Annotated in this window: 23 protein-coding genes; 19 read left to right on the forward strand and 4 right to left on the reverse strand. The window is 64.7% G+C overall.

Annotated features, from left to right (window positions below; all coding sequences use genetic code 11):
• Positions 1–48: 48 nt before the first annotated feature.
• The 3 genes from H4O13_02230 to purM are packed head-to-tail and all read right to left on the reverse strand — an operon-like array spanning position 49 to position 2,481.
• Positions 49–780 carry a DUF3108 domain-containing protein gene (locus H4O13_02230; GenBank protein MBE5314198.1) on the reverse strand — a complete coding sequence of 244 codons (732 nt, stop codon included), beginning with the start codon at positions 778–780 and terminating at the stop codon, positions 49–51.
• Positions 771–1,418 (reverse strand): phosphoribosylglycinamide formyltransferase, encoded by a 648-nt coding sequence (locus H4O13_02235; protein MBE5314199.1) that lies wholly within the window; start codon positions 1,416–1,418, stop codon positions 771–773. Before H4O13_02235 ends, H4O13_02230 begins: the two co-directional genes overlap by 10 nt.
• Before the next feature lie 4 nt (positions 1,419–1,422).
• Positions 1,423–2,481 (reverse strand): phosphoribosylformylglycinamidine cyclo-ligase, encoded by a 1,059-nt coding sequence (gene purM / locus H4O13_02240; protein MBE5314200.1) that lies wholly within the window; start codon positions 2,479–2,481, stop codon positions 1,423–1,425.
• Between the two features lie 132 nt (positions 2,482–2,613).
• Here purM and H4O13_02245 point away from each other — a divergent pair, with 132 nt between their 5' ends.
• The 5 genes from H4O13_02245 (at position 2,614) to H4O13_02265 (ending at position 6,612) form a co-directional block, all read left to right on the forward strand.
• A complete protein-coding gene (locus tag H4O13_02245) occupies positions 2,614–3,705 on the forward strand; it encodes a DUF2066 domain-containing protein (GenBank protein ID MBE5314201.1) in 1,092 nt (363 codons plus the stop codon).
• Positions 3,706–3,718: 13 nt separating this feature from the next.
• The gene (locus H4O13_02250) at positions 3,719–4,288 is read left to right on the forward strand and encodes a CDP-alcohol phosphatidyltransferase family protein (protein MBE5314202.1); all 570 of its coding nucleotides are present in this window, start codon (positions 3,719–3,721) and stop codon (positions 4,286–4,288) included.
• Positions 4,281–5,606, forward strand: a complete 1,326-nt coding sequence (locus H4O13_02255) for an AI-2E family transporter (GenBank protein MBE5314203.1) — start codon at positions 4,281–4,283, stop codon at positions 5,604–5,606. Before H4O13_02250 ends, H4O13_02255 begins: the two co-directional genes overlap by 8 nt.
• Positions 5,603–6,298: a DnaA regulatory inactivator Hda gene (hda, locus tag H4O13_02260; GenBank protein MBE5314204.1), complete on the forward strand. Its 696-nt coding sequence runs from the start codon at positions 5,603–5,605 to the stop codon at positions 6,296–6,298. The genes H4O13_02255 and hda overlap by 4 nt, the downstream gene beginning before the upstream one ends.
• 152 nt (positions 6,299–6,450) lie before the next feature.
• Entirely contained in the window at positions 6,451–6,612 is a 162-nt protein-coding gene (locus H4O13_02265) for a hypothetical protein (GenBank protein MBE5314205.1), read from the forward strand.
• Position 6,613: 1 nt separating this feature from the next.
• On the opposite strand, the gene H4O13_02270 is transcribed toward H4O13_02265, so the two are convergent.
• Entirely contained in the window at positions 6,614–6,874 is a 261-nt protein-coding gene (locus tag H4O13_02270; protein ID MBE5314206.1) for a Trm112 family protein, read from the reverse strand.
• Between the two features lie 155 nt (positions 6,875–7,029).
• Here H4O13_02270 and purE point away from each other — a divergent pair, with 155 nt between their 5' ends.
• From purE to H4O13_02340, 14 genes are all read left to right on the forward strand, one after another.
• Entirely contained in the window at positions 7,030–7,551 is a 522-nt protein-coding gene (purE, locus tag H4O13_02275) for a 5-(carboxyamino)imidazole ribonucleotide mutase (GenBank protein MBE5314207.1), read from the forward strand.
• On the forward strand, positions 7,548–8,705 hold the full coding sequence (locus tag H4O13_02280; GenBank protein MBE5314208.1) for a 5-(carboxyamino)imidazole ribonucleotide synthase: 1,158 nt from the start codon (positions 7,548–7,550) through the stop codon (positions 8,703–8,705). Before purE ends, H4O13_02280 begins: the two co-directional genes overlap by 4 nt.
• A 439-nt stretch (positions 8,706–9,144) precedes the next feature.
• Entirely contained in the window at positions 9,145–10,026 is an 882-nt protein-coding gene (locus H4O13_02285; protein MBE5314209.1) for a TlpA family protein disulfide reductase, read from the forward strand.
• Between the two features lie 272 nt (positions 10,027–10,298).
• Positions 10,299–10,826, forward strand: coding sequence for a GspH/FimT family pseudopilin (locus tag H4O13_02290; protein ID MBE5314210.1), 528 nt, complete (start codon positions 10,299–10,301; stop codon positions 10,824–10,826).
• Entirely contained in the window at positions 10,823–11,293 is a 471-nt protein-coding gene (gene pilV / locus H4O13_02295; protein MBE5314211.1) for a type IV pilus modification protein PilV, read from the forward strand. The genes H4O13_02290 and pilV overlap by 4 nt, the downstream gene beginning before the upstream one ends.
• On the forward strand, positions 11,293–12,498 hold the full coding sequence (locus H4O13_02300; GenBank protein MBE5314212.1) for a PilW family protein: 1,206 nt from the start codon (positions 11,293–11,295) through the stop codon (positions 12,496–12,498). Before pilV ends, H4O13_02300 begins: the two co-directional genes overlap by 1 nt.
• A 3-nt stretch (positions 12,499–12,501) precedes the next feature.
• Positions 12,502–12,987, forward strand: coding sequence for a hypothetical protein (locus tag H4O13_02305; GenBank protein MBE5314213.1), 486 nt, complete (start codon positions 12,502–12,504; stop codon positions 12,985–12,987).
• Positions 12,988–13,015: 28 nt separating this feature from the next.
• Complete coding sequence (locus H4O13_02310) at positions 13,016–17,617, forward strand: fimbrial protein (protein MBE5314214.1); 4,602 nt, start codon at positions 13,016–13,018, stop codon at positions 17,615–17,617.
• A 182-nt stretch (positions 17,618–17,799) separates the two neighbouring features.
• Positions 17,800–18,195 carry a type IV pilin protein gene (locus H4O13_02315; protein MBE5314215.1) on the forward strand — a complete coding sequence of 132 codons (396 nt, stop codon included), beginning with the start codon at positions 17,800–17,802 and terminating at the stop codon, positions 18,193–18,195.
• 444 nt (positions 18,196–18,639) lie between these two features.
• Positions 18,640–18,846 (forward strand): hypothetical protein, encoded by a 207-nt coding sequence (locus H4O13_02320; protein ID MBE5314216.1) that lies wholly within the window; start codon positions 18,640–18,642, stop codon positions 18,844–18,846.
• 384 nt (positions 18,847–19,230) lie between these two features.
• A complete protein-coding gene (locus H4O13_02325; protein MBE5314217.1) occupies positions 19,231–19,497 on the forward strand; it encodes a transposase in 267 nt (88 codons plus the stop codon).
• A gap of 717 nt (positions 19,498–20,214) precedes the next feature.
• Positions 20,215–20,925, forward strand: a complete 711-nt coding sequence (locus tag H4O13_02330; protein ID MBE5314218.1) for a hypothetical protein — start codon at positions 20,215–20,217, stop codon at positions 20,923–20,925.
• Positions 20,926–21,785: 860 nt separating this feature from the next.
• Positions 21,786–22,289, forward strand: a complete 504-nt coding sequence (locus tag H4O13_02335) for a pilin (GenBank protein MBE5314219.1) — start codon at positions 21,786–21,788, stop codon at positions 22,287–22,289.
• A gap of 557 nt (positions 22,290–22,846) precedes the next feature.
• On the forward strand, positions 22,847–23,350 hold the full coding sequence (locus H4O13_02340) for a pilin (GenBank protein MBE5314220.1): 504 nt from the start codon (positions 22,847–22,849) through the stop codon (positions 23,348–23,350).
• Positions 23,351–23,496 lie beyond the last annotated feature (146 nt).

Consider the following 23,496-nt stretch of genomic DNA (forward strand, 5'->3'; position numbering starts at 1 on the left):
AAGCGGCGGGCCGAGGGTTCCGCGCCAGCGAACGAAACCGTCGCTGCCTCAGCGCAGCTCGATCAGCCGCAACTCGTAGGCATCCGCCCCGTCCTCGCGCTGCAGGACACGCAGCGGCGCCGGCGGCAGGCTCGGATCGATCCAGAGGGTGATCTCGCGGTCCTTGTCGGTGCGGCGATGGTGCAGGGCGACGGCCTCGCGCTGGCCCATCGGCACGCTCACCGATTCCCTGCCGCGCACGCGGTACTCGACCGGGTCGCTGTCGCCGCGGTTGACCATGTCGAGGCGGATGACGCCCTCGGCGCCGGCGCGCAGGCGCTGCGCCAGGGCGAGGTTGAGGATCTGCGGGTTGACCGTGTCGGCGCCCAAGGGCGCGGGGCCGCGGTGTTCGGGCTTGGCGTCGCCGTTCCAGCGGACTTCGCCTGCGCTCCAGTCGAACTCCGTGCCGATGCTGCGGCGGCGCAGGCTGATGCCGCCCTCGGAGCGCGCGGACAGTGGTTTCAGGCGGCCATCGGGCAGGGCTTCGAAGTCGGTGCTTTCGGTCATCTCGAAGCCGGACAGCCGGGCCATGCCGGAGGTGCCGCGGACATCGCTGGTGAAGCGCCACTGGGCGCCGTCGATACGCTCCAGCCGCATCACCGCCTCGCCCTGCGCCTTGCCGTCGCGCAGCACCTCGTAGCGTGCCGTGAAAGGTTCCAGCGCGCCGGCCTGTGCGTGGCCGTCAGTGGCGCCGAGCGCCAGCGCCGCGAGGGCGGCAAATCGGAACAGACTCAGGCGCATACGTAGACCTCGCGGTCGCTCAGTTCATGGTGGGAGTCGAGAAAGCGAACGGCATCGCCTTGACGGATGCGTCCAGCGGCCAGCGCACGAATCGCCGCCAGCAGCAGGGGGCGTTCGACCCCGCGCACGCGCGCTTCCAGCGTGTGTTCGTCGTCGGTCGGATGCACCGGCACCCGTGCCTGCGCCATCACCGGGCCACCGTCGAGTTCGGCGGTCACCCAGTGCACGCTGGCGCCGTGCACTGAATCGCCCGCGTCCAGGCACTGGCGATGCGTGTGCAGGCCGCGAAACTTGGGCAGCAGGGAAGGGTGCAGGTTGATCATCCGGTGCTCGAAGCGCTGCGCCATTTCGGCGCTGATGATGCGCATGTAGCCGGCACAGACGATGAGTTCGGGCTGAACCTGCTCGACCCGGGCAAACAGCGCATGGTCGTGCTCGACGCGCGAATCGAAGCCCTTGGGGCTGAGCGCGCAGACCGGCATGCCGGCGGTCAGCGCGCGTTCGAGCGCGCGTGCGCCGGGCTTGTCGGAGAACAGGCCAACGAAGTCCACATCGAGACTGCCCGCGTCGCGGGCCTCGATCATCGCCTGCAGGGTGCTGCCTTCGCCCGAGGCCAGCACGGCCACGCGCAGGGTCATTGGCTTAGACGATCGTGACGCGGTGTTCGCCGCTGGCGGCCACCACTTCGCCGATGCGCCAGTGCTTCAGGCCGAGGCGATCGAGGTCGGCTTCGATCGCGCTGGCGGCAGCGGGATCGATCAGCAGGGTGTAGCCGATGCCGCAGTTGAAGGTGCGCCACATCTCACGCTGGGGCACGGCGCCCTCGCGCTGCAGCCAGTCGAACAGAGCGGGCAGGGCCCAGCTGCTGCTGTCGATGTGCAGGCCCAGGCCCTCGGGCACCACGCGGATGATGTTTTCTTCTAGCCCGCCGCCGGTGATGTGGGCCATCGCGTGGATGGCCTCGGCGCGCGCGCCTGGGTTGTGCTTGGCGAGCAGCTCCAGCACCGGCTTCACGTAGATCTCGGTCGGCGCCATCAGCGCATCGACCAGCTTGACGCCGCCGAGCTCCAAGTCGAAGGGCCGGCCGGCGCGATCGACAATGCGGCGGATCAGCGAGTAGCCGTTCGAGTGCGCACCGCTCGATGCGATGCCGAGGATGAGGTCACCGGCCTTGACCGCCGCGCCGTCGAGCAGGGCCGACTTCTCGACCGCGCCGACGCAGAAGCCGGCAAGGTCGTACTCGCCAGGCGGGTACATGTCGGGCATCTCGGCGGTTTCGCCGCCGATCAGTGCACAGCCGGCCAGCTCGCAGCCGCGGGCGATGCCGCCGACCACGCTGACCGTGGTCTCGACGTCGAGCTTGCCGGTGGCGAAGTAGTCCAGAAAGAACAGCGATTCCGCGCCTTGCACCAGCACGTCATTGACGCACATGCCGACCAGATCGATGCCGATGGTGTCGTGGCGGTTCAGCTGCTGGGCCAGCTTGAGCTTAGTGCCGACACCGTCGGTGCCGGAGACCAGCACCGGCTCGCGGTACTTGCCGGAAAGGTTGAACAGCGCGCCGAAGCCGCCCAGGCCGCCCATCACCTCGGGTCGGAAGGTGCGCTTGACCAGCGGCTTGATGCGCTCGACGACGGTGTTGCCGGCGTCGATATCGACACCCGCATCGCGGTAGGTGAGGGGCTGCTGCGGGTTGCTCACGAGGGTGTCCTGGGCCGGCAGGAAAGCCGCGCATGATAGCAGCCGCCTCCGCTCGGACGGCCTCTGCAGGCCCCGGCGCGGCCCTCGGTTACCATGCTCGCCTGTTCAATCGCTGACTTCCGGGGCTTCTCCGTGCGCCTGCTCGTGCCGTTCCGTCCCTCGCTTCGCCTGCCTGAGTTCCTGTTCGCGCTGTTCCTGTGTGCGGGCTGCGCGCCGCTGGCTCTGGCGCAGCCCATCGACCCGGCTGCGCTCTACGAGGGCGAGGCGGCGGTGCCCGATCAATCGGAAGAGGCCCGCGCCGCGGCACTTCCTGAAGCGCTGGCGCGCGTCCTGGTCAAGCTCACCGGCAGTGAGGACACGCCGCTGCAGCCCGCCGTGCGCGAGCCGCTCGCTGGAGCCGCAGGCCTGTTGCAGCACTTCCGCTACCGCAGCGAGGTGGCGGTGGTGAACGGCCTGCCCGAGCAGCGCGCCGTGCTGGTGGCGCGCTTCGATCGCGCCAAGGTCGATGCCCTGCTCAGCGGCGCCGGAATCGCGTTCTGGCCGGGTCCGCGCCCGCCGCTGATGCTGTGGCTCGGTATTGACGACGGCCGCGGCCCGCGGCTGGTGAGCGAAGCCCAGGCTCAGGCCGTGACTGCACTCAGCAACCGCGCGGCCAACGAAGGCGTCGGATTGATTTTTCCGCTGCTTGATCTTGAGGATCAGGCGGCCGTCAGCGCCCAGGCGGTCTGGGACGAGAACGTCGCGGCGCTGGTCGCCGGCAGCGCGCGCTACGCCAGCCAGAGTCTGCTTTCCGGCCGATTGGAGCGGGCGGGCAGCGGCTGGCGCGCGAGCTGGCTGGTAATCGACGGGGGCGAAGTGCTGCGGCGCTGGAGCGACGCAGGCGGCGATGCCCAGGCGCTGCTGGCAAACGGCGCCAGCCAGGCCGTGTCGGCCCTCACCCAGCGCTACTCGGGCTTGGCGGCGCTCGGTGAGCCGGGCCGCTATGCGGTGCGCATCCAGGGCATCCAGAGTGGCGCCGACTATGCGCGGGCGGTTGCCTATCTGCGCTCGCTGAGCCTGGTTCGCGGCATCGAGGTGCGTTCGGCCGAGGACAGCGTGCTGGTGCTGATGCTCGACCTCGGGGCTGGCGTTGAGGCGCTGCAGCGGCTGGCCAGTTTCGGCCAGGTGTTGCGCCCGCTGGGCAGCAGCCCGGGCGGGGCCGCCGAGTTCCAATTGGAACCCTGAGCCGATTGATCCCATGACGGCCCTGCGCCATTTGCCGAATGCGCTGACGATCCTGCGCCTGCTGCTGGTGCCGCCGCTGGCGGTGCTGCTGCTGCGCGGCGAGTACGAATCGGCGCTGTGGGTGGCGGCCATTGCGGGGCTGACTGACGCGCTCGATGGCGCGCTCGCGCGGATGTTCCGCTGGCAGAGCTGGCTCGGCGGGGTGCTCGATCCGCTGGCGGACAAGCTTCTGGTGGTCACCGGCTACGCTTGTCTGTGGTGGCAGAACGTGATTCCGGATTGGCTGGCGGCCCTGGTGGCTTTGCGTGATCTGGTGATTGTCGCTGGCGCCACGGTCTGGCATCGACGCATCGAGTGCCTCACGCCCACGCCCAGCCTGCTGGGCAAGCTCACGACGTTCCTGCAGCTCGTGTTCCTGCTGGCCTGTCTGATCCACGTAGGGTCACGTGCCGATTTCGGCCACGTCCTGCCGCAGCTCGCGGCGGTCACTGGGCTCGCCACCCTGCTCAGCGGCATTGATTACGTCTGGCGCTACGGCCGCCGCGCCCGCGCCCGCGCTTCGCTTGGAGCTCCGCATGACTGATACCCACAAGTGGCAGCTGCTGGCGTTGACCGTGCTGCTCGGCGGCCTGCTCTACCTGCTGGCGCCAGTGCTCACACCCTTCGCTGCGGCAGCGCTGTTCGCCTATCTCGGTGATCCGCTGGTCGACCGGCTGCAGGCGCGCAAGCTGTCGCGCGGCAGCGCCGTCGGCATCGTGTTCCTGCTGATGACGCTCGTCGTCGTCGGCGCGGTGCTGCTGCTCATTCCGATGCTGCGCACGCAGATGACCTCGTTCGGCGAGAAGCTGCCGGTGTTCGCCGAATGGGTGCAGAACACCGCCTTGCCCTGGCTCGAAGCCCAGACCGGCTTCGGACTTGACCATCTCAAGACCGAGAACCTGGTGGCGCTGGCCAAGGACTACTGGCAGGAGGCCGGGCAGGCCGCAGGTCAGGTGTTCACGCACCTGTCGCGGTCCAGTCTGGCGGTGCTGGGCTTTCTGGCCAATCTCGCGCTCATTCCGGTGGTGAGCTTTTACCTGCTTCGCGACTGGGATGTGCTGCTCGGTCGCGTGCGCGAGCTGCTGCCGCGAACCGTGGAGCCCACCGTGGTGCGGCTCGCTGGCGAGGCCGACGCCGTGCTGGGCAGCTTCCTGCGCGGGCAGCTCAGCGTCATGCTCTCGTTGGGCGCGATCTACTCGATGGGCCTATGGCTGGTCGGCATCGACCTCGCTCTGCTGATCGGCATGCTGGCGGGCCTGGTCAGCTTCGTGCCCTACCTCGGCATGATCATCGGCCTCGGCGCTGCGCTGATCGCGACCCTGGTCCAGCACGGCGATCTGTTCCACATCGTGCTGGTCTGTGTAGTGTTCGGCGCCGGCCAGACGATCGAAAGTTTCGTCCTCACGCCTTGGCTGGTGGGCGACAAGATCGGCATGCATCCGGTCGCGGTGATCTTCGCGATCATGGCCGGCGGCCAGCTGTTCGGCTTTCTTGGCGTGCTGCTGGCCCTGCCGGTGGCGGCGGTGGTCATGGTGGTCTTGCGCTGGCTGCATGCGCGCTACACCGAGAGTTCGCTGTACGGGGGCGAGGGCGACCGCGAGCATCGCCATAGCCGTCGTGAGCGTACGCAGCGCGAGCGCAGCGCCCGATCCGAAGCCGCAGCCATGGCCACAGGCGCCAGCGAGGAGGACGCGCGCGCATCGGGCCCGCTCAGCTCCGCAGGACGCGACACGGCCCCTCGCAGCGCCCGGCCGTCCGCTCCTGAAGGCGAGCCCGAAGGCGTGACCGCGGGCCCGCCGGAAGGCGGCAAGCGTCGCCGTCGTCGCCGCGGGCCGCGTGGCGGCGGAGACCGCCCGGCGTGAGCGTGCCGCAGCTCCCGCTGAACCTGCGGGCGCCGCAGGTCGCGGGCTTCGAGGACTTCGAAGGCAGCGCAGAGGCGGTTGCACAGCTGCGCGCATGTGCCCGCGGCGAGTCGGCAGGCCACGTGTTTCTGGATGGGCCGACCGGCAGCGGCCGCAGCCATCTGCTGCTGTCCGCGGTGGCCGAAGCCCGGCGTTCAGGGCGCGAGGTGCACTACCTGCCGCTGGCAGTGCTTGGCCCGCGAGCGCTCGATGCGCTACAGGCGCTTGAGGGGCTTGGCCTGGTTGCGCTCGACGATCTGCAGTCGGTGGTCGGCGACCGCGAGCGCGAGATCGAACTGTTCGCCCTGCACAACCGCGTGCACGATCAGGGCGGCCAGCTTCTCTATGCGGCGGATGCTTCGCCGCAGGGCCTGGCGCTTGCGCTGCCCGACCTGCGCTCGCGCCTGCAGCAGTGCAGCCGCTTCTCGCTGCGCGCACTCGATGACGAGGGCCGTCGCCGGGTGCTGAAACGCCGGGCGCAGGCGCGGGGGCTTGAGCTGGATGAGCCGGTGCTCGACTACCTTTTCCGCCGCCATTCGCGCGATCTGCAGGCGCTCACGCGCCTGCTCGAACGGCTCGATCAGGAGAGCCTGGCCGCGCAGCGGCGGATCACGGTGCCGTTTCTGCGAACGCTGCTGGACGCCGGCGCTTAAGGCAGCACGGATCAAGCCCCTCCTGGCCTTGATTCGTAGTCGCGAGTCCGGCGCATGTCCGGACTCGTTCGGCCGCTAGGCGGCGACGCCTTCGCTTCGCTCGGTCACGCTGGATCAAGCATTTCCGTGCTCGATCCGCGGGCGCGCCCTCCATGGCGCGCGGCAACGCTGAATTCTTCAGCTTTGCCTTAGGGCTGCAAGAAGTCGGCAGCGCGCCCGAGCTTTGCGAGCGTTCCACATCCGGCGGAAGCGAGTTCGGCATTGCGGGACTCGCGACTACGGATCAAGTGCAGGATGAACTTGATCTGTGCTGATTCAGCCGAGCTGCGACCACTCCACGGCCTCATCGGCCAGCAGCACCGGAATACCGTCCTCGATGCGATACGCGCGGCTGCCGCTGGCGGTGATCAGCGCTTCCTTCCAGGCCTGGCTGAGCGCCTGACCATCTGTCTGCCTGACATCGCCGGCCGCAATGGCGGCATTGAGCGAGGCCAGTCGCTGCGCGTCCAGCATCTGCAGCGGCTGGCGGGTCAGCGGGCAGCACAGGATTTCAAGCAGGCGCGGATCAAGGGCCATGGACGGTCGCCGGGAGTGATGACAATCCCGCGATTGTCGGCCATGGGCCGACGCACTGCAAAGCACGCATCGCACGGCCCGTCTACACTGTGCGGCTTCCGGACGGGCGGGGTGCCCGCGCCGGGTTCGCTATCGCCATGCGGAGGCCGCAGCCGATGACGCAGCACACGCTCGCCGCCCACACCACCGCGCCGCTGGTTGGCGTCGTGATGGGCTCGCGTTCCGATTGGGACACCATGCAGCACGCCGTCCAGCGGCTTGAATTGCTGGGCGTGCCGCATGAAGTGCAGGTGGTCAGCGCGCACCGCACGCCCGATCTGTTGTTCCAGTACGCCGAAGCCGCGGAGGCGCGCGGCTTGCGCGCGATCATCGCCGGTGCCGGGGGCGCTGCCCATCTGCCGGGCATGCTGGCCGCTAAGACCGCCCTCCCTGTGCTCGGCGTGCCGGTGCAGTCGAAGGCGCTCAACGGGCTCGACTCGCTGCTGTCGATTGTGCAGATGCCGGCCGGCATTCCGGTCGCGACCTTTGCCATCGGCGTCGCTGGCGCCGCCAATGCGGGCCTGTTTGCCGCCAGCCTGCTGGCGGCCGATCACCCCGCCATCCGTGCAGCGTTGGCGGCCTTCCGCGCCAAGCAGACCGACGACGTGCTGGCTCATCCCGACCCGAGGCAGGCATGAGCGAGCGCAGCCTGATCCGGGTTGGCGTGCTTGGCGGCGGCCAGCTTGCGCGCATGCTGGCGCTGGCCGGCGCACCGCTGGGCACGAAGTTCGTGATGCTCGACACCGACGCCAACGCCTGCGGTGGCCAAGTCGCCGCGCTGCTGCAGGCCGACTATCGCGATCTTGACGCGCTAGGCCGCTTCGCCGCGCAGATAGACATCGCCACCTTCGATTTCGAGAACGTGCCCGCGGACAGTGCCGCCTGGCTCGCCAAACGTGTGCCGGTGTTTCCGAACCCCCGCGCGCTGGCCGTGGCCCAGGATCGCATGGCCGAGAAAACGCTGTTTCGCGGACTCGGCATCGGCACCCCTGCATTTGCGGCGGTCGACACCCTTGAGCAGCTGCGCGAGGCGGTCGGACGCATCGGCCTGCCCAGCATCCTCAAGACGCGCCGGCTCGGCTACGACGGCAAGGGTCAGGTCCGCCTCCGCAAGCCTGATGACGTCGAAGCCGCCTGGGCGGCGCTGTCGCATGGGCAGGATCAGGCCAGCTTGATCCTCGAAGCCTTCGTGCCCTTCGACAGTGAGCTGTCTGTCGTTGCCGTACGCGGCCGCGACGGCGAGTTCCGCAGCTACCCGCTGACCCGCAACTGGCACCACGAGGGGATTCTTTCCCTGAGCCTCGCGCCGGCTGCCGTCAGCGAGACGCTTGCGGATCGGGCTGTGGCACATGCGCGCGCGGTTGCCGATTCGCTGGACTACGTGGGCGTGTTTGCGCTCGAGCTGTTCGAGAAGGGCGGCGAGCTGCTCGCCAACGAGATGGCGCCGCGCGTCCACAACAGCGGACACTGGACCATCGAGGGCGCGGTCAGCAGCCAGTTCGAGAACCATCTGCGCGCCGTGCTCGGCCTGCCGCTGGGCGACACCGCCACGCGCGGCCACAGCGCCATGCTCAATTGGATAGGCGAATTGCCCGACTGCGCCGCCGCGCTGACCGTGCCGGGCTTGCACTGGCATGACTACGGGAAAAGCGCGCGCGCCGCTCGCAAGGTGGGCCACGCGACCGTTCGCGCCGACAGTGCGGTCGCGCTGGCCGAGGCGCTGGAGCGGGCGGGTGAGGTCTTGGGCCGACAGGCGCAGGTGCAGCCGGCAATTGACGCGCTGCGCAGCTGAAGGCCAAGGGCGCTCCAACGTTTGACTCGCCGCAAAAGCGGGCAAGGTCCGGCGAATCGAATGCTGGCCACCTCGCGCAAGCTCATGGAGCCTTCCTCGACGCAAGGCCGGTCCGCAGGGGCGAGGGGATAGAGACACTCGCTGCCACTTGGCCCTCAGGCAACACGGATCAAGTCAATCGTGGACTTGATGGTCGCGAGCCCGGCGCGGGTTCAGACTCGCTTCTTCTGGATCAGGCCCTTGCGTGCCCGATCCGCGAGCACGCCCTCCATGTCGCGCGGCAACGCTGAGTTGTTCAGCGTTGCTCGGGGGTTCCAGAGACCGGTCGCGCGCTCCGCGCGCGTGGCAAGGTGCGCCAGACCGCGATTCGGGCAACGCGAGTAGCAGCGATCAGATTCCGCTTGGCTTGACCAACAGACTCCCTGATTCGAATCCCTCAATGCCCGATGCGATCACCCTAGGCCCCTTGCTGCTGCCAACCCAGGCCTTGCTTCTCGTCGTCGCCACAGCGGTGGCGCTGGGGACGTTGGCTCTTTTGCGCGACACCGAGCCGTCCTCGCGCGCTGGCGCCGAGATGCGGCTGTTCCTCGCGCTGGCGACCGGACTGCTCTGCGCGCGCCTTGGGTGGATCGCCCAGCATTGGCAGGCCTACGCCGAAAGTCCTTGGGCCGTGCTGGCCTTCCGCGACGGCGGCTACGCGCCGGGCATCGGATTGATGGCCGGGCTGGGTGCGGTCACGGTGTTTGTCTTCCGAACGGCATCGGACGCGGCTTCATCGACCGATCCGTCTTCCGCGGTTCCCATTGAAGCCCGATCGAGCGCACAGGCAGTGCGTCGCCGCCAACTCTGGATTCCCGCCGCTGCCGCTGCCGTGATCTTGCTCGGCGGCCAATCGGTGCTCACCATCGATGGCCGTCTTGCGCCGCTGCCCAGCCTCGAAGTGCTGGACATGGCGGGGACCCCGGTGCGCTTGCCTGCCCGGATAGGGCGTCCGCAAGTTGTCAACCTGTGGGCGAGCTGGTGTGCGCCTTGCCGCCGCGAGATGCCCGCATTCACCCGTGTGCAGGCGCAGCGGCCGGATGTGGACTTCGTGTATCTCAACATCGGCGAGAGCTTGGACGAGATCGCCCTCTTCACCCGTACGCTCGCCGTGCCGCTGTCGCCGATCCTTCGCGATCCGCAGGGCAGGGTGCCTGAACAGCTCGACATCCGCGGCTACCCCACGACCCTGATTCTCGACGCCGAAGGCCATCTGCTGCATCGGCGCAGCGGTGAACTCTCGGAGGCGAGCCTCAAGGCCCTGCTGCCGCCACCGGCATGAGGTCCGCCTCGCGCGTGCACATCACGCGTCAGGCGAACCCCGCGGCACGATCGCATCTCCTCGCGGCTGGTCGAGCGGTTTTGGCAACTGGCTCGAATCCAAGGCGTACCTAGCCGGACGCAGAGGCTTGGCATTCCGCCTCGCGGCTTCGCGCGCAGCCCCGACCAAGCCCCGGAAACGCTGGTCGGTGTCGGTCTACCGGCTGTCTGGCACGTGCGGAACTTGCTGCAAGCCCGCGATACTGTTGGCATCGGAGCAAACCGGAGCGTTCCATGACACCGTTCACCAAGCGGCCACCATCCGGCGTGACATTGATTGAACTGATGATCGTGCTGGTGATTCTCGGGATCGGTACAGCCTTGGCACTGCCAGCTTTCAACGACGTTATTCGACAGTCGCGCGTTTCCTCGGAAGTCAACGAGCTTTTGGCGGCGATCAATCTGACCCGCAGTGAGGCGCTGAAGCGTGGCCAGACCGTGCTGATGTGCGGCTCGTCTGATCAGGCCACCTGTACAGGTGATTTCTCGGGCGGCTGGATCGTCTGGAACGACGCGAACTTCGACAATGCTGTTCAGAACGCGGAGATCATCACGGTTCGTTCGGTTTTGACAGAGCGCGTTGAGCTTGCCGGTAGCGTGGACCGCTTCGGCTTTGACCGCCGCGGCCTGCGGATGGCGGCGGCTGACGTCAGCTTTCAGATCCAGCCTCATGCCTGCGTTGCAGGCAAGCTTCAGCAGCGACGGATCGATATTGGATCGGGCGGTCGCGTCACCAGAACGGAAGCCGGAGCGTGTCCATGAAGACCACAGCCTTGCGTAATCGACAGCGCGGCTTCTCGCTTATCGAGATCATGGTGGCGGTGCTTGTCATGTCCATCGGCTTGCTGGGTCTCGCAGCGCTTCAGGCGACCGCTCTGTCGAGAGGTGCGAGCGCGGATCAGCGTGCCCAAGCGGTCAATGCGGCTAGTGAGTTGATCGACATGGTGCGTGCGAATCGTGGAGAGGCAAACCGGTATGCCGGAGCTTTTGCCACCGGCGCTTGTAATGCTGCGTTGCTTCCCCCGTTCGGCGTGCCCGCCGGTAATTCAATGGCCATTCCTGAGCGAAATGCGTGGGTCAACAACGTTCGCTGCAGCCTTCCGGGGGCAAGTGGCAACGTGCAGATTGCAGGGGGTGTGATCGACGTAACGATCGCTTGGGCGGACGCCCGTTGGGAGGAAGATGCTGCAAACCAGGCCACGGTCGTCCAGATCAGGAGTCAGCTCTGATGCGTGCCATGATGTCCAATAACCTGAAAACTCGCGGTCTCTCACTCATCGAGATCATGGTGGCACTCGCCATCGGATCCTTCTTGTTGTTGGGGATCATGCAGATATTCTCGGGCAGTTCAGCCGCATTTCGCACGAATGAGGCAAATAGCCGGATTCAGGAGTCTTCGCGGTTTGCCATGGATTTTCTGCGGCGTGATCTTCGCATGGTCGGCCATTTGGGCTGCGTCAACGACCGGACTCACTTTGCGCCTGGAGTCGTCCCCACGCTCTTCTCCACTTTCTTTGATGCCGCCGCCGGGCAAACCTTTACTAACGCGCCGCTTCCGCTGCGATTCGATCTTTCGATCCAAGGCTACGAGGCGCGCAACACCCAGCCCGGTCAGCTCGTCAATATCGCCGCCAACCCCGCGGTCGGAGCTGCTGCAGACTGGGTGCCGGCATTGCCAGCGCCGATTCTCGCGCTCAATCCACTGGCTGGGAGCGACGTCGTCGTGCTCAGGTATTTCAGCGCTGAAGCGGTGCGTTCCTACGGACCAGCGCGGACCACGTTCACAACGCCGGATCCGGTGACTGGTCAATTCACATTCAATGTCAGCTTTGCCCCTTTCCCTGTCGAGGCGCGCCGTTTCTACGGTGCTGCTGATTGCCAGCGTGCGCGTGTCTTCCAGCTGTCCACCGCAGCCGGGCTCCCGGGCGTGGTTTCGGTGTTGGGCGCGAATGGTGCGAACGTGGTCGGATTCGGTGCGATGGAATCGCTCGACGGCTTTCGCGAGTTTTTTGCTGCGGAATCCGTGGTGTTCTACACCGGACGCGGCGTCAGCGGCGAGCCCGCCCTGTTCCGTGCTCGGCTCGCCAACTCTGGCGGTTGGGTTGGAGAAGAGATCGTAGAAGGAGTGGAGAATCTGCAGGTCCTCTACGGTTTCGACCCACAGTTGCGCGACCTTACTCGGGACTACGTCACCGCCAATACCGTTGACGCGCTTCCTGGTGCGGATGCTGCGAAGTGGTTGCAGGTCTCATCGGTTAAGGTCGGAATCCTCGTTAGAAACCCTGGCGTCTCCAATACGCAGCGGGCCGCTCAGCCTTTCAGGCTGATGGGGCTTAGCTTGCAGGCTCCGCTCGCTGCTCAAGAGCCCATTCCTCGTTTGCGGCGCGCCTACGAGACGACTGTTTCACTAAGAAACCGGCTGAGGACGATCTAAGCCATGACTATCGAATTGCGATCCAGAGGTCGCCAGCGCGGCGCTGTGCTGTATATCAGCTTGGTCTTGCTGATTCTGTTGACCTTGCTGGGGCTTGCCAGCATCGGCGGAACCATCCTGCAGGAGCGAATGGCAGGAAACTACCGGGTGCAGCAGTTGGCCTTCCAGAACGCCGAAGCCCGACTCCGCGCAGCCGAGCGGACGGCGTTGGCTTCTGCACTCGCTTCGGTTGCCATCGTGCCAAGTGGTTTCGACTCTGACACCCCCACTGATCCCGCGAGTGTTGAGTACTGGGCTCGCCGCGACCCTGCGGCAGAACGAGAGCGCTTCGCCGACATCTGCGGGCCTGCAGGATTCTGCAGTTTGACCAGCGGCACTGGCGGTAACACGCCTGTCGTGGATCAGGTTTTGCAAGTTTCAGTGGCGTCCTTTGACAGGCCAGCCGATCCCACTACGGCATCGGTCCTGCAGAGCATCTTTGTGCCGTGACGGCGCGCCAGGCAACGAGGAAAACGCAATGAAGACACTTCTTCAAAACGCGGCGGCGACGGCACTGCTGACTTTCGCAGCCGCGCTAAGTGCACCGGCTTTCGCAGTGCCCGGCCCTTTGGATATCGCTCAAGACCCGCTTTATCTGACGGGTCCTGTGCCGCCCATGAATATGATCGTCATGGGACGCGATCACAAGCTGTACTATGAGGCGTACAATGACGCGACCGACCTGACCGGAGACGGACAGCCGGACATCGGCTACAAGCCGCAGCGCATCGATTACTACGGCTACTTTGACTCGTTCAAGTGCTACGACTATTCGGGTGGGCAGTTCGTGCCCGCCGCGGTGACGGCTAACAAGAGGTGCAGCGGTCGCTGGAGCGGTGATTTTCTCAATTACCTGACTACTTCGCGCATGGATGCTTTGCGCAAGGTGCTTTACGGTGGTCGTCGCTCCACCGATAGCGCAACAGCGACGGTGCTCGAACGTAGCTATATCCCGCAGGACGCACACAGCTGGGGCAAGGAATACCAAAGCATCGCACGCGACGGTTTTGACATCCGTGAGTATGCTCCGTTGGGTTTGCCGGCTGCGGGACGCTACCATTTATTCGCCAACACCAGCTTGCGCGGCGCCCCAGGTAACCCGCTCCTGCGAGTTCTGACTGGGACTCAGAGGCGCGTCTGGGAATGGCTCTCGATCGAGCAGCCGGTTGCAGGAGATCAATGCGTTCAAGGCACGACTCGGGTCAACTGCACTGCTGACGGTTCCGTTCGTACGGATTACAACGTGAGAGTCAGCGTCTGCGTTGCAGGCCTGCTCGAGCCCAACTGTAGGGTCTACCCGAATGGCACAGGTAAACCTATCGGGCTGCTTCAGCGCTATGGCGAAGACAATCAGATGCTGTTCGGCCTGCTCACGGGCAGCTACATCAACAATACGCAGGGCGGAGTCCTCCGCCGCAACATGGGTCGATTCTCGTCTGAAGTCATCCCGAATACTGGGCAGTTTTCGAACTTTCAGGGCATCGTTCGTACCATTGACGCGATGCGTATCGTCGATTTCCGCAACGACGCGTTCTCCTACCAGGGCGGTTGGGTTTCCAATCAGCCGATGACTCCCGCCAACTTTCCCGACTGGGCCAACCCCATCGGCGAAATGATGTACGAGTCCTTGCGCTACTTCGGTGGCAAAGCGGCTCCGACGCCTGCGTACGTTGCGAACATCACAGGCGGAATCGAAACTGTGACCGTGCGCAATCCAGCCAGCACGTTGAGCCTTCCGGCGCCTGCTTGGAACGACCCTTACGCGCGTGATGGCGGCCAGCCCTGGTGCTCGCGCCCGGCCAATTTGGTCATCAGCGATACCTCGCCTTCATTCGATTCGGACTCCGTGCCCGGGAGCGCGTTCGCGACCTTCTCGGGTGATTTGGCTGGCTTCAATGCGACAAGCGAGGCCAACGCGATCTGGGCGGCGGAGCACGGCGGCTCTTCCATGCACTTCATCGGAACTTCGGGTGCGGTGTCTGACAGTACGCCTTCTCCGAAGCTCGTAAGTGGTCTTGGCAATGTCCGAGGCCTCTCGCCCGAGGAGCCCACTCGTCAAGGGTCCTACTATGCCGCCTCGGCGGCGCGTTTCGGGCAGCGCTCCGATCTGCGACCGGATCTGCGAGGCACCCAGAATCCGCAGACATACGCCGTTGCGCTCGCTTCGCCTTTGCCCAAAATTGAGTTTCCAGTGGGTAATGGGCGGATCACGCTGGTTCCTTTCTCCAAGTCGACTTCGGGTACCTTCGGCGGCACCATCAACGCCGGTCAAGGACAGTTCCAGCCGACCAACCAGATCGTCGACTTCTACATCGAGCGCTGGGCCAACACGGATGCCAGCAACATGGATCTGACTCTGAACGGCGGCCGCCCATACGCCAAGTTCCGGGTCAACTACGAGGACGTCGAGCAGGGCGCCGACCACGACATGGACATGATCGTGTCCTACACCCTGCAAGTTGACACCCTTGGGAGGCTGCAGGTGCAGCTGGTCTCCGAGTACGCAGCGGGTGGCATTGAGCAAGCTGCGGGTTACGCGATCTCAGGCTCCAACGCGGACGGCGTGTATATCGAGGTTCGCGACTGCGACACTGCCACACCGGCTACGCCTGCAGATCTGACGATGGGGGCTGGGGTGACTACGTGCTCGGGCAATGGACCGGCCTATGACGCCGCCGCAAACACCGGCACTGGTCGTCGCGGCACGGTGTACTTCCTGAGCACCCCAAATTGGGGCACCGCCCGCCCCAATGGCGCGACGGGCCCGATTCAGGCTGCCGTCACTCCGGGCCAGTGCGCGCTCACGACGGGACGCCCTGCGCAGTGCGCCTGGGGGCTGCCGCTTTCTTCTACCCGTACCTTCACGTCGACTGCTACTCCTGCGGCAACCGTGCTGCAGAATCCGCTGTGGTACGCAGCGAAGTTCGGTGCGGATGCCAATACTGAGCTGGCACCTGGCGCCAATCCTGGCAACTACTTCCTGGTCACCAATGCGGCTACGCTTGAAACGCAGCTCTCGGCCTTGTTCAACCAGATTCTTCAACTCTCTCAATTCGCGGGCGGCATTGCATCGAACGGAACGCGCATTGATGCGGGCTCGATGGCTTATATTCCTGAGTTTGACACGCGCGATTGGACGGGTGATCTCTCTGCCTACCGCATCAGTCCGTCTGGGGTCATCGCTTCCGAACCGGAGTGGCGGGCGAGCCAACGCATTGTCGAACAGGGACCTGCGACTCGGCGCATTTTCACCCAGCGTGTGCAGTCCACCGCTCCACTCACGCTGCAGAAGATCAGCTTTAGTCTGGGCGCCGGAGGTTTCGCCAACGCAGCGCAAGCACAGAGCGATCTGGGCATTACAGCCGCCGATGTCGCTCGATACGGTTCCGTGCAGAACATCATCAGCTACCTGCGCGGAAATCGTTTCGAAGGGGGTAACCCCCTTGAAATTCGAGACGGTGGCGTCATGCGCAACCGGTCGCGCGTAGTGGGCGACATCCTCGGCTCGCAGCCGGCTGTGATGGGGCGCGAGGACTACGGTTGGAGCATCCTGCCGGGCTCGCCTGGCGAGCTCTACCGAGACTTCCTTGCAGCGAAACAGACGCGCACGCCGGTGGTGTTCGTAGGTGCCAACGATGGCATGCTGCATGCGTTCGATGGGCGCATGCGTGCCCTCGGCGGCGGCGCTGAGATGTTTGCTTACGTTCCGTACGCCGTGCATGCGAATCTCAAGCGGCTGCCAGACCCCGACTACTTCCACCGCTATTTCGTGGATGGATCACCCCGCATCGGGGACGCCCTGCTCGACGGTCAGTGGCGCACCGTCCTGCTCGGAACGACCGGTGCTGGTGGGCGGTCGGTGTTTGCTCTGGATGTCACCAATCCTGAGTCGTTCGGTGCCAACAACATTCTCTGGGAGTTTACCGGGCTCAACGATTCAGATCTGGGCGCCACCATCGGCCAAGCCCAGCCAGTGAGACTCACCAGCGGCCGCTGGGTGGCAATCTTCGGAAACGGCTATAACAGCAGCAACCATCGCGCGGCCTTGTTTGTGCTTGACCTTCGTACTGGCGAGGTGCTTCGGAAGTTTGTTGTTGGTGGCGGCAGCGCGACTGATCCGAATGGTCTCGCGCAGCCAGTTGTGCTGGGTGCCACGGCTGGATCAATCGGCTCCGATCTTGCCTATGCAGGTGATCTGCACGGCAACGTGTGGAGATTCGATCTCAGTGGTGAGCCGTCCGAGTGGTCCGTTGGTGTTGGCGGTCAGCCGTTGTTCTCTGCGAGGGATGCCAACGGTAACCGTCAGTCGATCACGGGTGGCCTTGACGTAATCGCCCATCCTGAGCGCGGTCGCCTAGTCTTCTTCGGGACCGGCCAGTACTTCCTGCGTGGCGACAACGTCGTGCCATCCAATCCGCAGATTCAGAGCTTCTACTCGATCTGGGACGACAACCAGGTGGTTTCAGGGCGCGCGGATCTTGTGGAGCAGCGGATCACGAGCGAGAACCCTGCTACCGGCTTCCGGAGCACTACCAACAACCCTGTTTCCTGGGCAACCAAGAAGGGTTGGTTCATGGATCTGAGGGTGCAAGGGCAACCCGCATTGGGCGAACGCTTCATCAGTCGGCCGCAGGTCCGTCTGGGTAAGGTGTTCTTCCCCACGTTCCGCCCGACTGGTGACCAGTGCAGCCCCGGTGGTGAGAACGTCCTTATGGTGCTGAATGCCACCTCCGGCCGTGCTGGAATCGTTGTGCCGCCCGGGGGTACGGCTCCCGACTGTGGCGCCAACTGCGGAGGCGTGAACTTGCCGCCTGGCCCGCCCAGTGCTCCTCCCCCGGTGATTATCTCGCCGCCTGGAAACGGACAGTGTCGACCTGGCATCGACCCTGGCTGCAACCAGTGCGATCCTGCCACCGATCCTACTTGCACCTGTGCGCCCAACGACCCCACCTGTCTTCCGCCCAGCATTGTTGGCGGATCGGCCAACGTGTGCGGAAACTTTATAGTGCCGATCCCTGGCCAGCAGCCTCTTGTATTTGCTAGACCCTGCGGACGGCAGTCGTGGCGGCAGCTGCGGTAGGCGATCGAGGATGCGACCCGGGCCGCGTATTGCGGCCCGGGTTGCGCTTAAGCTCTCGGATTGGATGCGCTCGGTGCTCTCGATGTCGCGTTCGACCCGCGCTCTTGTAGTCGTCTCACCGGCCGCCTTTCATTCCCGGCGTGCCGGTTTACACAAGAATCATCAGGGGGTACGAGATGCGTATGCGTCAGCGCGGCTTCACACTGATCGAGCTGGTCATCGTTCTGTTGGTCATTTCGATTCTTGTCGCTCTGGGCTATCCGAGCTACCAGGAGCAGATCCGCAAGTCCCGGCGGGCGCAGGTCAAGGCGGACATGATGGAGCTAGCTCAGCTCGCTGAGCGTTGGTATACGACCAACACGACCTACCAGACCTTCGCCATTCCGGCGGGGCTCAACGTTTCGCCACGCACCGGGGGGACGGTTTACTACAACCTTCGGATCGAGGTTGCTCCTAGAGCCTTTACTCTCACCGCCGTACCTCAGGGTCCGCAAGCTCAGGATCGCTGCGGCACTTTGACCCTTGATCACGCCAACCGGCGGACACAGTCAACAGGCACCGCGGAAGAGTGTTGGTGATCTAGGTTTTGCTGCGGGTCGCTGGGCTGATGGCCGACGGCCCTGCTTCTGCGAGCCGCTGCGTCTCCTAGGGCAGGTCTGATCAACTTCCCCGCGGACTTGATGAGACGTCGCGAATCCGGCACTTGGCCGGAACTGGTCAGGTGGGACAGGCGCACGCGTGATCGAGCCGCGAGCGCCCCCTCCTTGGAGCGCGTGGAGCTCCGACAGATCCGACCTTGGGTAGCGGCCGTCGATTTGCCGAGATTTTGCGCCCCAGGGAAGCTCTGACCAACTCCAAGCTTGAGTTGAACGGAGTTCCTCCGGCGTCGTCTGCGAGCGGGAAGAACGCTCACAGGCCCCGGCTCGACCCTTGGGTTCATCGAGCAGCACACATTTCCTGCGCCGCTCATCGACGAGCAGGACGAAGTGTGTTCAGCGAGTTTGCCGAACAGCTTGGAGCACGTGCTGCAGGCGCTTGGGCCCTTCCTCAATGCGCTGAAGGCGCTGGCGGTGGAGTCGACCTACAACTGGTACTGGCTGGTCGATGGCCTGATGGATGCCGGCGTTGATGTTCGTCTGGTGAACACGGCCGCGATTCCGCAGTACGCAGGCCTGAAGCATGGCAATGACCACACGGATGCGCGGCATCTTGCCATCTGCTGCGCCTGAACCTGCTGCCCGAGGGCTACATCTACCGCGTGAGCGACGCGGCGTGCGCGATCTGCTGCGACGACGCTTTCTGCTGGTTCGCCAGAGCGTGACGCTGACCAATTCGCTGCAGAGTGCGTGGTCGCGGCGTATGGGCCACGGCATCCGCACCAACGACCTGCGGCAGCTGACCGGCGAGGCGATCGAGAGCACGTTCATGGACGTTCATGAGCGCCTGGCGGTGCTGTCAGAACTCAAGCTGTTGCAGTGTTTGCACAGCCAGGTCGACCAGATGGAACGCTGGGTGCTGGAGTCGATCCGTTGCACGCCCGAACTGCAAGCGCTGCGCAGCGTGCCGGGTATCGGTGTTGTGCTCGGTAGCACCATCCTCCTGGAACGGGCGAGATCTCACGCTTCGAAAGCGTCGGCGACTACGCCTCGTACTGCCGCATGGTCGAGAGCACGCGGCTCTCCAACGGCAAGAAGAAGGGCAGCGGCAACGCCAAGTGCGGCAACCGCTACCTGAGCTGGGCGTGGATCGAAGCCGCGAACTTCGCGATCCGCTTCAGCCCCGAGATCGCCGCTGGTTCGATCGCAAGGCGAGCAAGAAGCCGCGCCCGGTGGCGATCAAATCCGTGGCCCACAAGCTGGCACGCGCCGGCTACCACCTGATCAAAGACGGAGGCCACTTCGATGTGAAGCGGGCGTTCGGCTAAGCACACCGGCGGCGCCTGAGGTCGGAACATGGGGTTGGTTTGCAACCACCAGATCTGAATGATCCAGGCGTCGTCGACCCGATTCAAAGGCAGGGGCCGCCTGCCCGGCGAGCCAACGAAGGGTTGGACGCGCACCGCGCGAACCACGTTACCTGTGCAGCCAAACCGGCCACATGGACGCCAGGGCAGAACCGATGAGTGTTTGGGGCAGCGATGCCTGGGGCTCCCGAAGGAGCCTAGATCCAAAATGTGACTGGTGCGGCCAAGAGCCGCAGCCACACGTGAACACAGGCGGGGACGGTCAAGCCAAGAAGCGGGTCAGCAGGAATAGAGAGAAGCCCGGGAAGCGGGAGGAGTTTTGTCAGCCCTGTTGACACGGGCGGCGCAATGGCGACCTTGGGTAGCGGCCGTCGATTTGCCGAGATTTTGCGCCCCAGGGAAGCTCTGAACCAACTCCAAGCTTGAGTTGACGGAGTTCCTCCGGCGTCGTCTGCGAGCGGGAAGAACGCTCACAGGCCCCGGCTCGACCCTTGGGTTCATCGAGCAGCACACATTTCCTGCGCCGCTCTGGGTCTGTCTGCAGCTAGACTCCGTCGCTGGCAGTCGCGGGGTGATCACTGGGTCGCCCCCCCCCCCCCCCCCCCCCCCGCCACCGCCGCAGTCGAATCTCACCGTGCTTCGTGTCGAGCAGGAGAATGCCGTGTCGCGCTACCGAGCCTTTGCCATCCACTTCGCCGTCAGCGCCCTGGTGGTCGGAACTTTCATGGGTCTCGTGCTCCTGCTCTGGTACCCCCCCGATCTGCTGGCGTTCGCCTTTCCTATGCGCTTGTTCTTGACTCTTATTGCTGTCGACGTGGTCGCGGGGCCGGTTTTGACGCTCATCGTCTACAGGCACGGCAAGCCGGGGCTGCGCTTCGACCTTATCTGCATCGCCTTGGTGCAGTTGGGTTTCCTCGTCTATGGCGTGCACTCGGCGTGGACCACGCGTCCTGTTTGGCTGGTGGCGGCGGCGGGCCAGATTGACGTGGTCTTCGCCAACGAAGTGCTGCCTAAGGAGCTGGCCAAGTCAAAACTGCCGGATTTCCTCGAGCTGCCCAAGGACGGCCCGCGTCTGGCTGGGGCTCGGCTTCCTGAGGATCCCAAGGAGCGCGAAGCCTTGCTGATGGAGGCGCTGGCAGGGCAGGACATCAGCCGCCGCCCTGAGTATTTCGTGCCCTACGCTGAGGAGGCGGCGCGCCTGTTTGAACGCAAAGGGCGCAGGCTGGGTGACGGGCTGGAGCCTTTGGAGGTCGATATCGTCTCCAACCGCGGAGCTGGGTTCGTGCGGCTTGATGCCGCCACGGGGCAGCCGATCGACAGTCGACCAGATCCGCAGCTCCAGTAAGGTGGCGAGGGGGGCTCTCCACAGATCGAGGGCTCATTGCGTCGGGTCGCTCATCCACCCCACGGGGCCAGCGCCACAGGGCGCCTCCCTGAGGCTACGCCGTTCAAGGCTGTCGTGAACTCGATCGGTGGCTGCGAGCCTGACCTCCTCGGAAGTGTTCTCGCTGATTCAAACCCACGAGTTCGAACTTCAAAGGCGCCTTTCGTGGCGCGCGGCAAACTTGATCTGCTGGGCGTTGCTCTTGGGTCAGCGACTCGTCCGACGGGTTCCCCCACGGCAGGGACTTACGCTGATCGGAGATGGCAGAAGCGCGTCGACTGCGAAGTGGCGCGGCTGTCGGCAGCCAAGGGTCCTGGAACGCGCGCCGGAGGCAAGCGGGCAGTGCCGCCAGGCGACAGATTTCCGGCGGCTCCGCGGCCAGTCGTTGTCGGCTCAGCTTCCGTGCGCGCTTCGGAAGTTATCTATGGAAGTGCAAGAGATGTCACTTCTTCGCTGCGAGCTTGGCAGCGGTCTGTCGTCCGGCAAGGGTTCTCTTGTTTAGTTTTGTAACGGCAAGTGACGCGAAGCGGCAGTCTTCGCCCTCAATTCCGACGGAGCGGAGGTGCCGGGTTCTAGGCTCTGTGAGCGGCCGCACGCGTGTGCCTTCTGCGTACCGGGTGGTTCTCCAGGATTGGCTGCAAAGGGCCGCAGAACACCCGCATAAATCACTTCGTGATGCTCTCTGCTGAAGTTGGCACGCAAGCTGCTAGGCTTGTGGCGCGCATGCAGTGAGGCTGGCTGAAAGGGCCAGGGAGTCGGGCGGAAGCCACCTCTACAGCCTGCGTACACATGACTCAGAATGATTTCCCGGGAGACACACCATGCAAAAGATCCACAAGGGCTTCACCTTGATTGAACTGATGATCGTGATCGCGATCATCGGCATCCTGGCCGCGATCGCAATCCCTGCGTACCAGGACTACACCATCCGCGGCCAGGTGTCTGAAGGCCTGACGATGGCAGCCTCCGCAAAGGCCCAGGTCTCCGAGTTTTACTCCCAGCGCGGTGTCGCTCCGGCTGATCGCACGAAGGCGGGCATGACGGCCAACGCGACCGACACGGCCGGCAACTACGTGAAGTCGCTGGACGTGGCCAACGGCGTGATCACCGTGACCTACAGCACCACTGCTCCCCAGCGCGCGAACAAGCAGATCGACACCAAGACGATCACTGTGGTCCCCTACGTGTCGAAGGACGGCACGGTGTCTTGGAAGTGTCGCGCCGTGGGTTCGACCGCCGCGCCGACCGCGACGATCATGCCGGGTGCTGCCAACGCTGTGGGCGATGTCGAGGCCCGCTTCGCTCCCGCAGAGTGCCGCGAGTAACTGTTTCTCTCTAGGTGGACGCGAAAGGGCCTTCGGGCCCTTTCGTTTGTGCGGTGAGAATTGTTGAACGCCTTGACTGTCCGCGGGAAGCCAGCTTCAAGGGAATCTCTGAACAACGCGCCGACATCCCTCCGCAGCGCCCTCGGCAGAGTTGTTTCGGATAGCTCCACTTGTCTCAGCAGCTTGCCGACCTGGCTCAAGCTCCGCTTGAGGTCAGTGATACCACTTTGGTTCGGGTTTGTAACCGCATGTGACGCGATGCGGCAGTCTCCGACCGCGATCCCGTTGGCGTGGAAGCGCCCGACTCTAGGCTCTGTGAGCGGGCGCACGCGATTGTCCGCCGAGTAACCAAACTGCTCGGAACGACAGGCTGCAAAGGGTGGTAGGACACGTGATCAGGCCACTCCGTGACCCGCTGCGCTGTAGTTGGCACGCAAGCTGCTAGGCTTCCTACACGCAAGCGGTGAGATTGGCCAAATGGGTCAGGGAATCGGGTGCAAGCCATCTCGACAGCCTGCGTATTCACCGTCTAAACACTTTCTCCCGGGAGACATACCATGCAGAAAATCCACAAGGGCTTCACTCTGATTGAGCTGATGATCGTGATCGCGATCATCGGCATCCTGGCCGCGATCGCAATCCCTGCGTACCAGGACTACACCATCCGCGGCCAGGTGTCTGAAGGCCTGACGATGGCAGCCTCCGCAAAGGCCCAGGTCTCCGAGTTTTACTCCCAGCGCGGTGTCGCTCCGGCTGATCGCACGAAGGCGGGCATGACGGCCAACGCGACCGACACGGCCGGCAACTACGTGAAGTCGCTGGAGGTGACCAACGGCGTGATCACTGTGACCTACAGCACCACCGCTCCCCAGCGCGCGAACAAGCAGATCGACACCAAGACGATCACTGTGGTCCCCTACGTGTCGAAGGACGGCACGGTGTCTTGGAAGTGTCGCGCCGTGGGTTCGGTCGCCGCGCCGACCGCGACGATCATGCCGGGTGCTGCCGACGCTGTGGGCGATGTCGAGGCCCGCTTCGCCCCGGCAGAGTGCCGCGAGTAACTGTTTCTGCCTAGGTGGACGCGAAAGGGCCTTCGGGCCCTTTCGTTTGTGCGCTGGGGATTGTCATAAACTGTGACGGCGTCCGCGAAGCGAGCAGCTATGCTCGGGTTTCGCCTAATGCTTTACTGCAGCCGCATGCGGTAAAG

It is taken from the genome of Lysobacterales bacterium (assembly GCA_014946745.1).
Taxonomy (GTDB): domain Bacteria; phylum Pseudomonadota; class Gammaproteobacteria; order Xanthomonadales; family Xanthomonadaceae; genus Aquimonas.

Excerpts from the sequence above, each read along its gene's own strand:
- H4O13_02300 (MBE5314212.1), top strand. The coding sequence starts at position 11,293 with ATGCGTGCCATGATGTCCAATAACCTGAAAACTCGCGGTCTCTCACTC.
- H4O13_02340 (MBE5314220.1), top strand. The coding sequence starts at position 22,847 with ATGCAGAAAATCCACAAGGGCTTCACTCTGATTGAGCTGATGATCGTG.
- H4O13_02265 (MBE5314205.1), top strand. The coding sequence starts at position 6,451 with ATGGCGCGCGGCAACGCTGAATTCTTCAGCTTTGCCTTAGGGCTGCAA.
- H4O13_02290 (MBE5314210.1), top strand. The coding sequence starts at position 10,299 with ATGACACCGTTCACCAAGCGGCCACCATCCGGCGTGACATTGATTGAA.
- H4O13_02235 (MBE5314199.1), bottom strand. The coding sequence starts at position 1,418 with ATGACCCTGCGCGTGGCCGTGCTGGCCTCGGGCGAAGGCAGCACCCTG.
- H4O13_02255 (MBE5314203.1), top strand. The coding sequence starts at position 4,281 with ATGACTGATACCCACAAGTGGCAGCTGCTGGCGTTGACCGTGCTGCTC.
- purE (MBE5314207.1), top strand. The coding sequence starts at position 7,030 with ATGACGCAGCACACGCTCGCCGCCCACACCACCGCGCCGCTGGTTGGC.
- H4O13_02285 (MBE5314209.1), top strand. The coding sequence starts at position 9,145 with ATGCCCGATGCGATCACCCTAGGCCCCTTGCTGCTGCCAACCCAGGCC.
- H4O13_02270 (MBE5314206.1), bottom strand. The coding sequence starts at position 6,874 with ATGGCCCTTGATCCGCGCCTGCTTGAAATCCTGTGCTGCCCGCTGACC.
- H4O13_02280 (MBE5314208.1), top strand. The coding sequence starts at position 7,548 with ATGAGCGAGCGCAGCCTGATCCGGGTTGGCGTGCTTGGCGGCGGCCAG.
- H4O13_02250 (MBE5314202.1), top strand. The coding sequence starts at position 3,719 with ATGACGGCCCTGCGCCATTTGCCGAATGCGCTGACGATCCTGCGCCTG.
- H4O13_02230 (MBE5314198.1), bottom strand. The coding sequence starts at position 780 with ATGCGCCTGAGTCTGTTCCGATTTGCCGCCCTCGCGGCGCTGGCGCTC.
- H4O13_02315 (MBE5314215.1), top strand. The coding sequence starts at position 17,800 with ATGCGTCAGCGCGGCTTCACACTGATCGAGCTGGTCATCGTTCTGTTG.
- H4O13_02335 (MBE5314219.1), top strand. The coding sequence starts at position 21,786 with ATGCAAAAGATCCACAAGGGCTTCACCTTGATTGAACTGATGATCGTG.
- H4O13_02305 (MBE5314213.1), top strand. The coding sequence starts at position 12,502 with ATGACTATCGAATTGCGATCCAGAGGTCGCCAGCGCGGCGCTGTGCTG.
- H4O13_02310 (MBE5314214.1), top strand. The coding sequence starts at position 13,016 with ATGAAGACACTTCTTCAAAACGCGGCGGCGACGGCACTGCTGACTTTC.
- pilV (MBE5314211.1), top strand. The coding sequence starts at position 10,823 with ATGAAGACCACAGCCTTGCGTAATCGACAGCGCGGCTTCTCGCTTATC.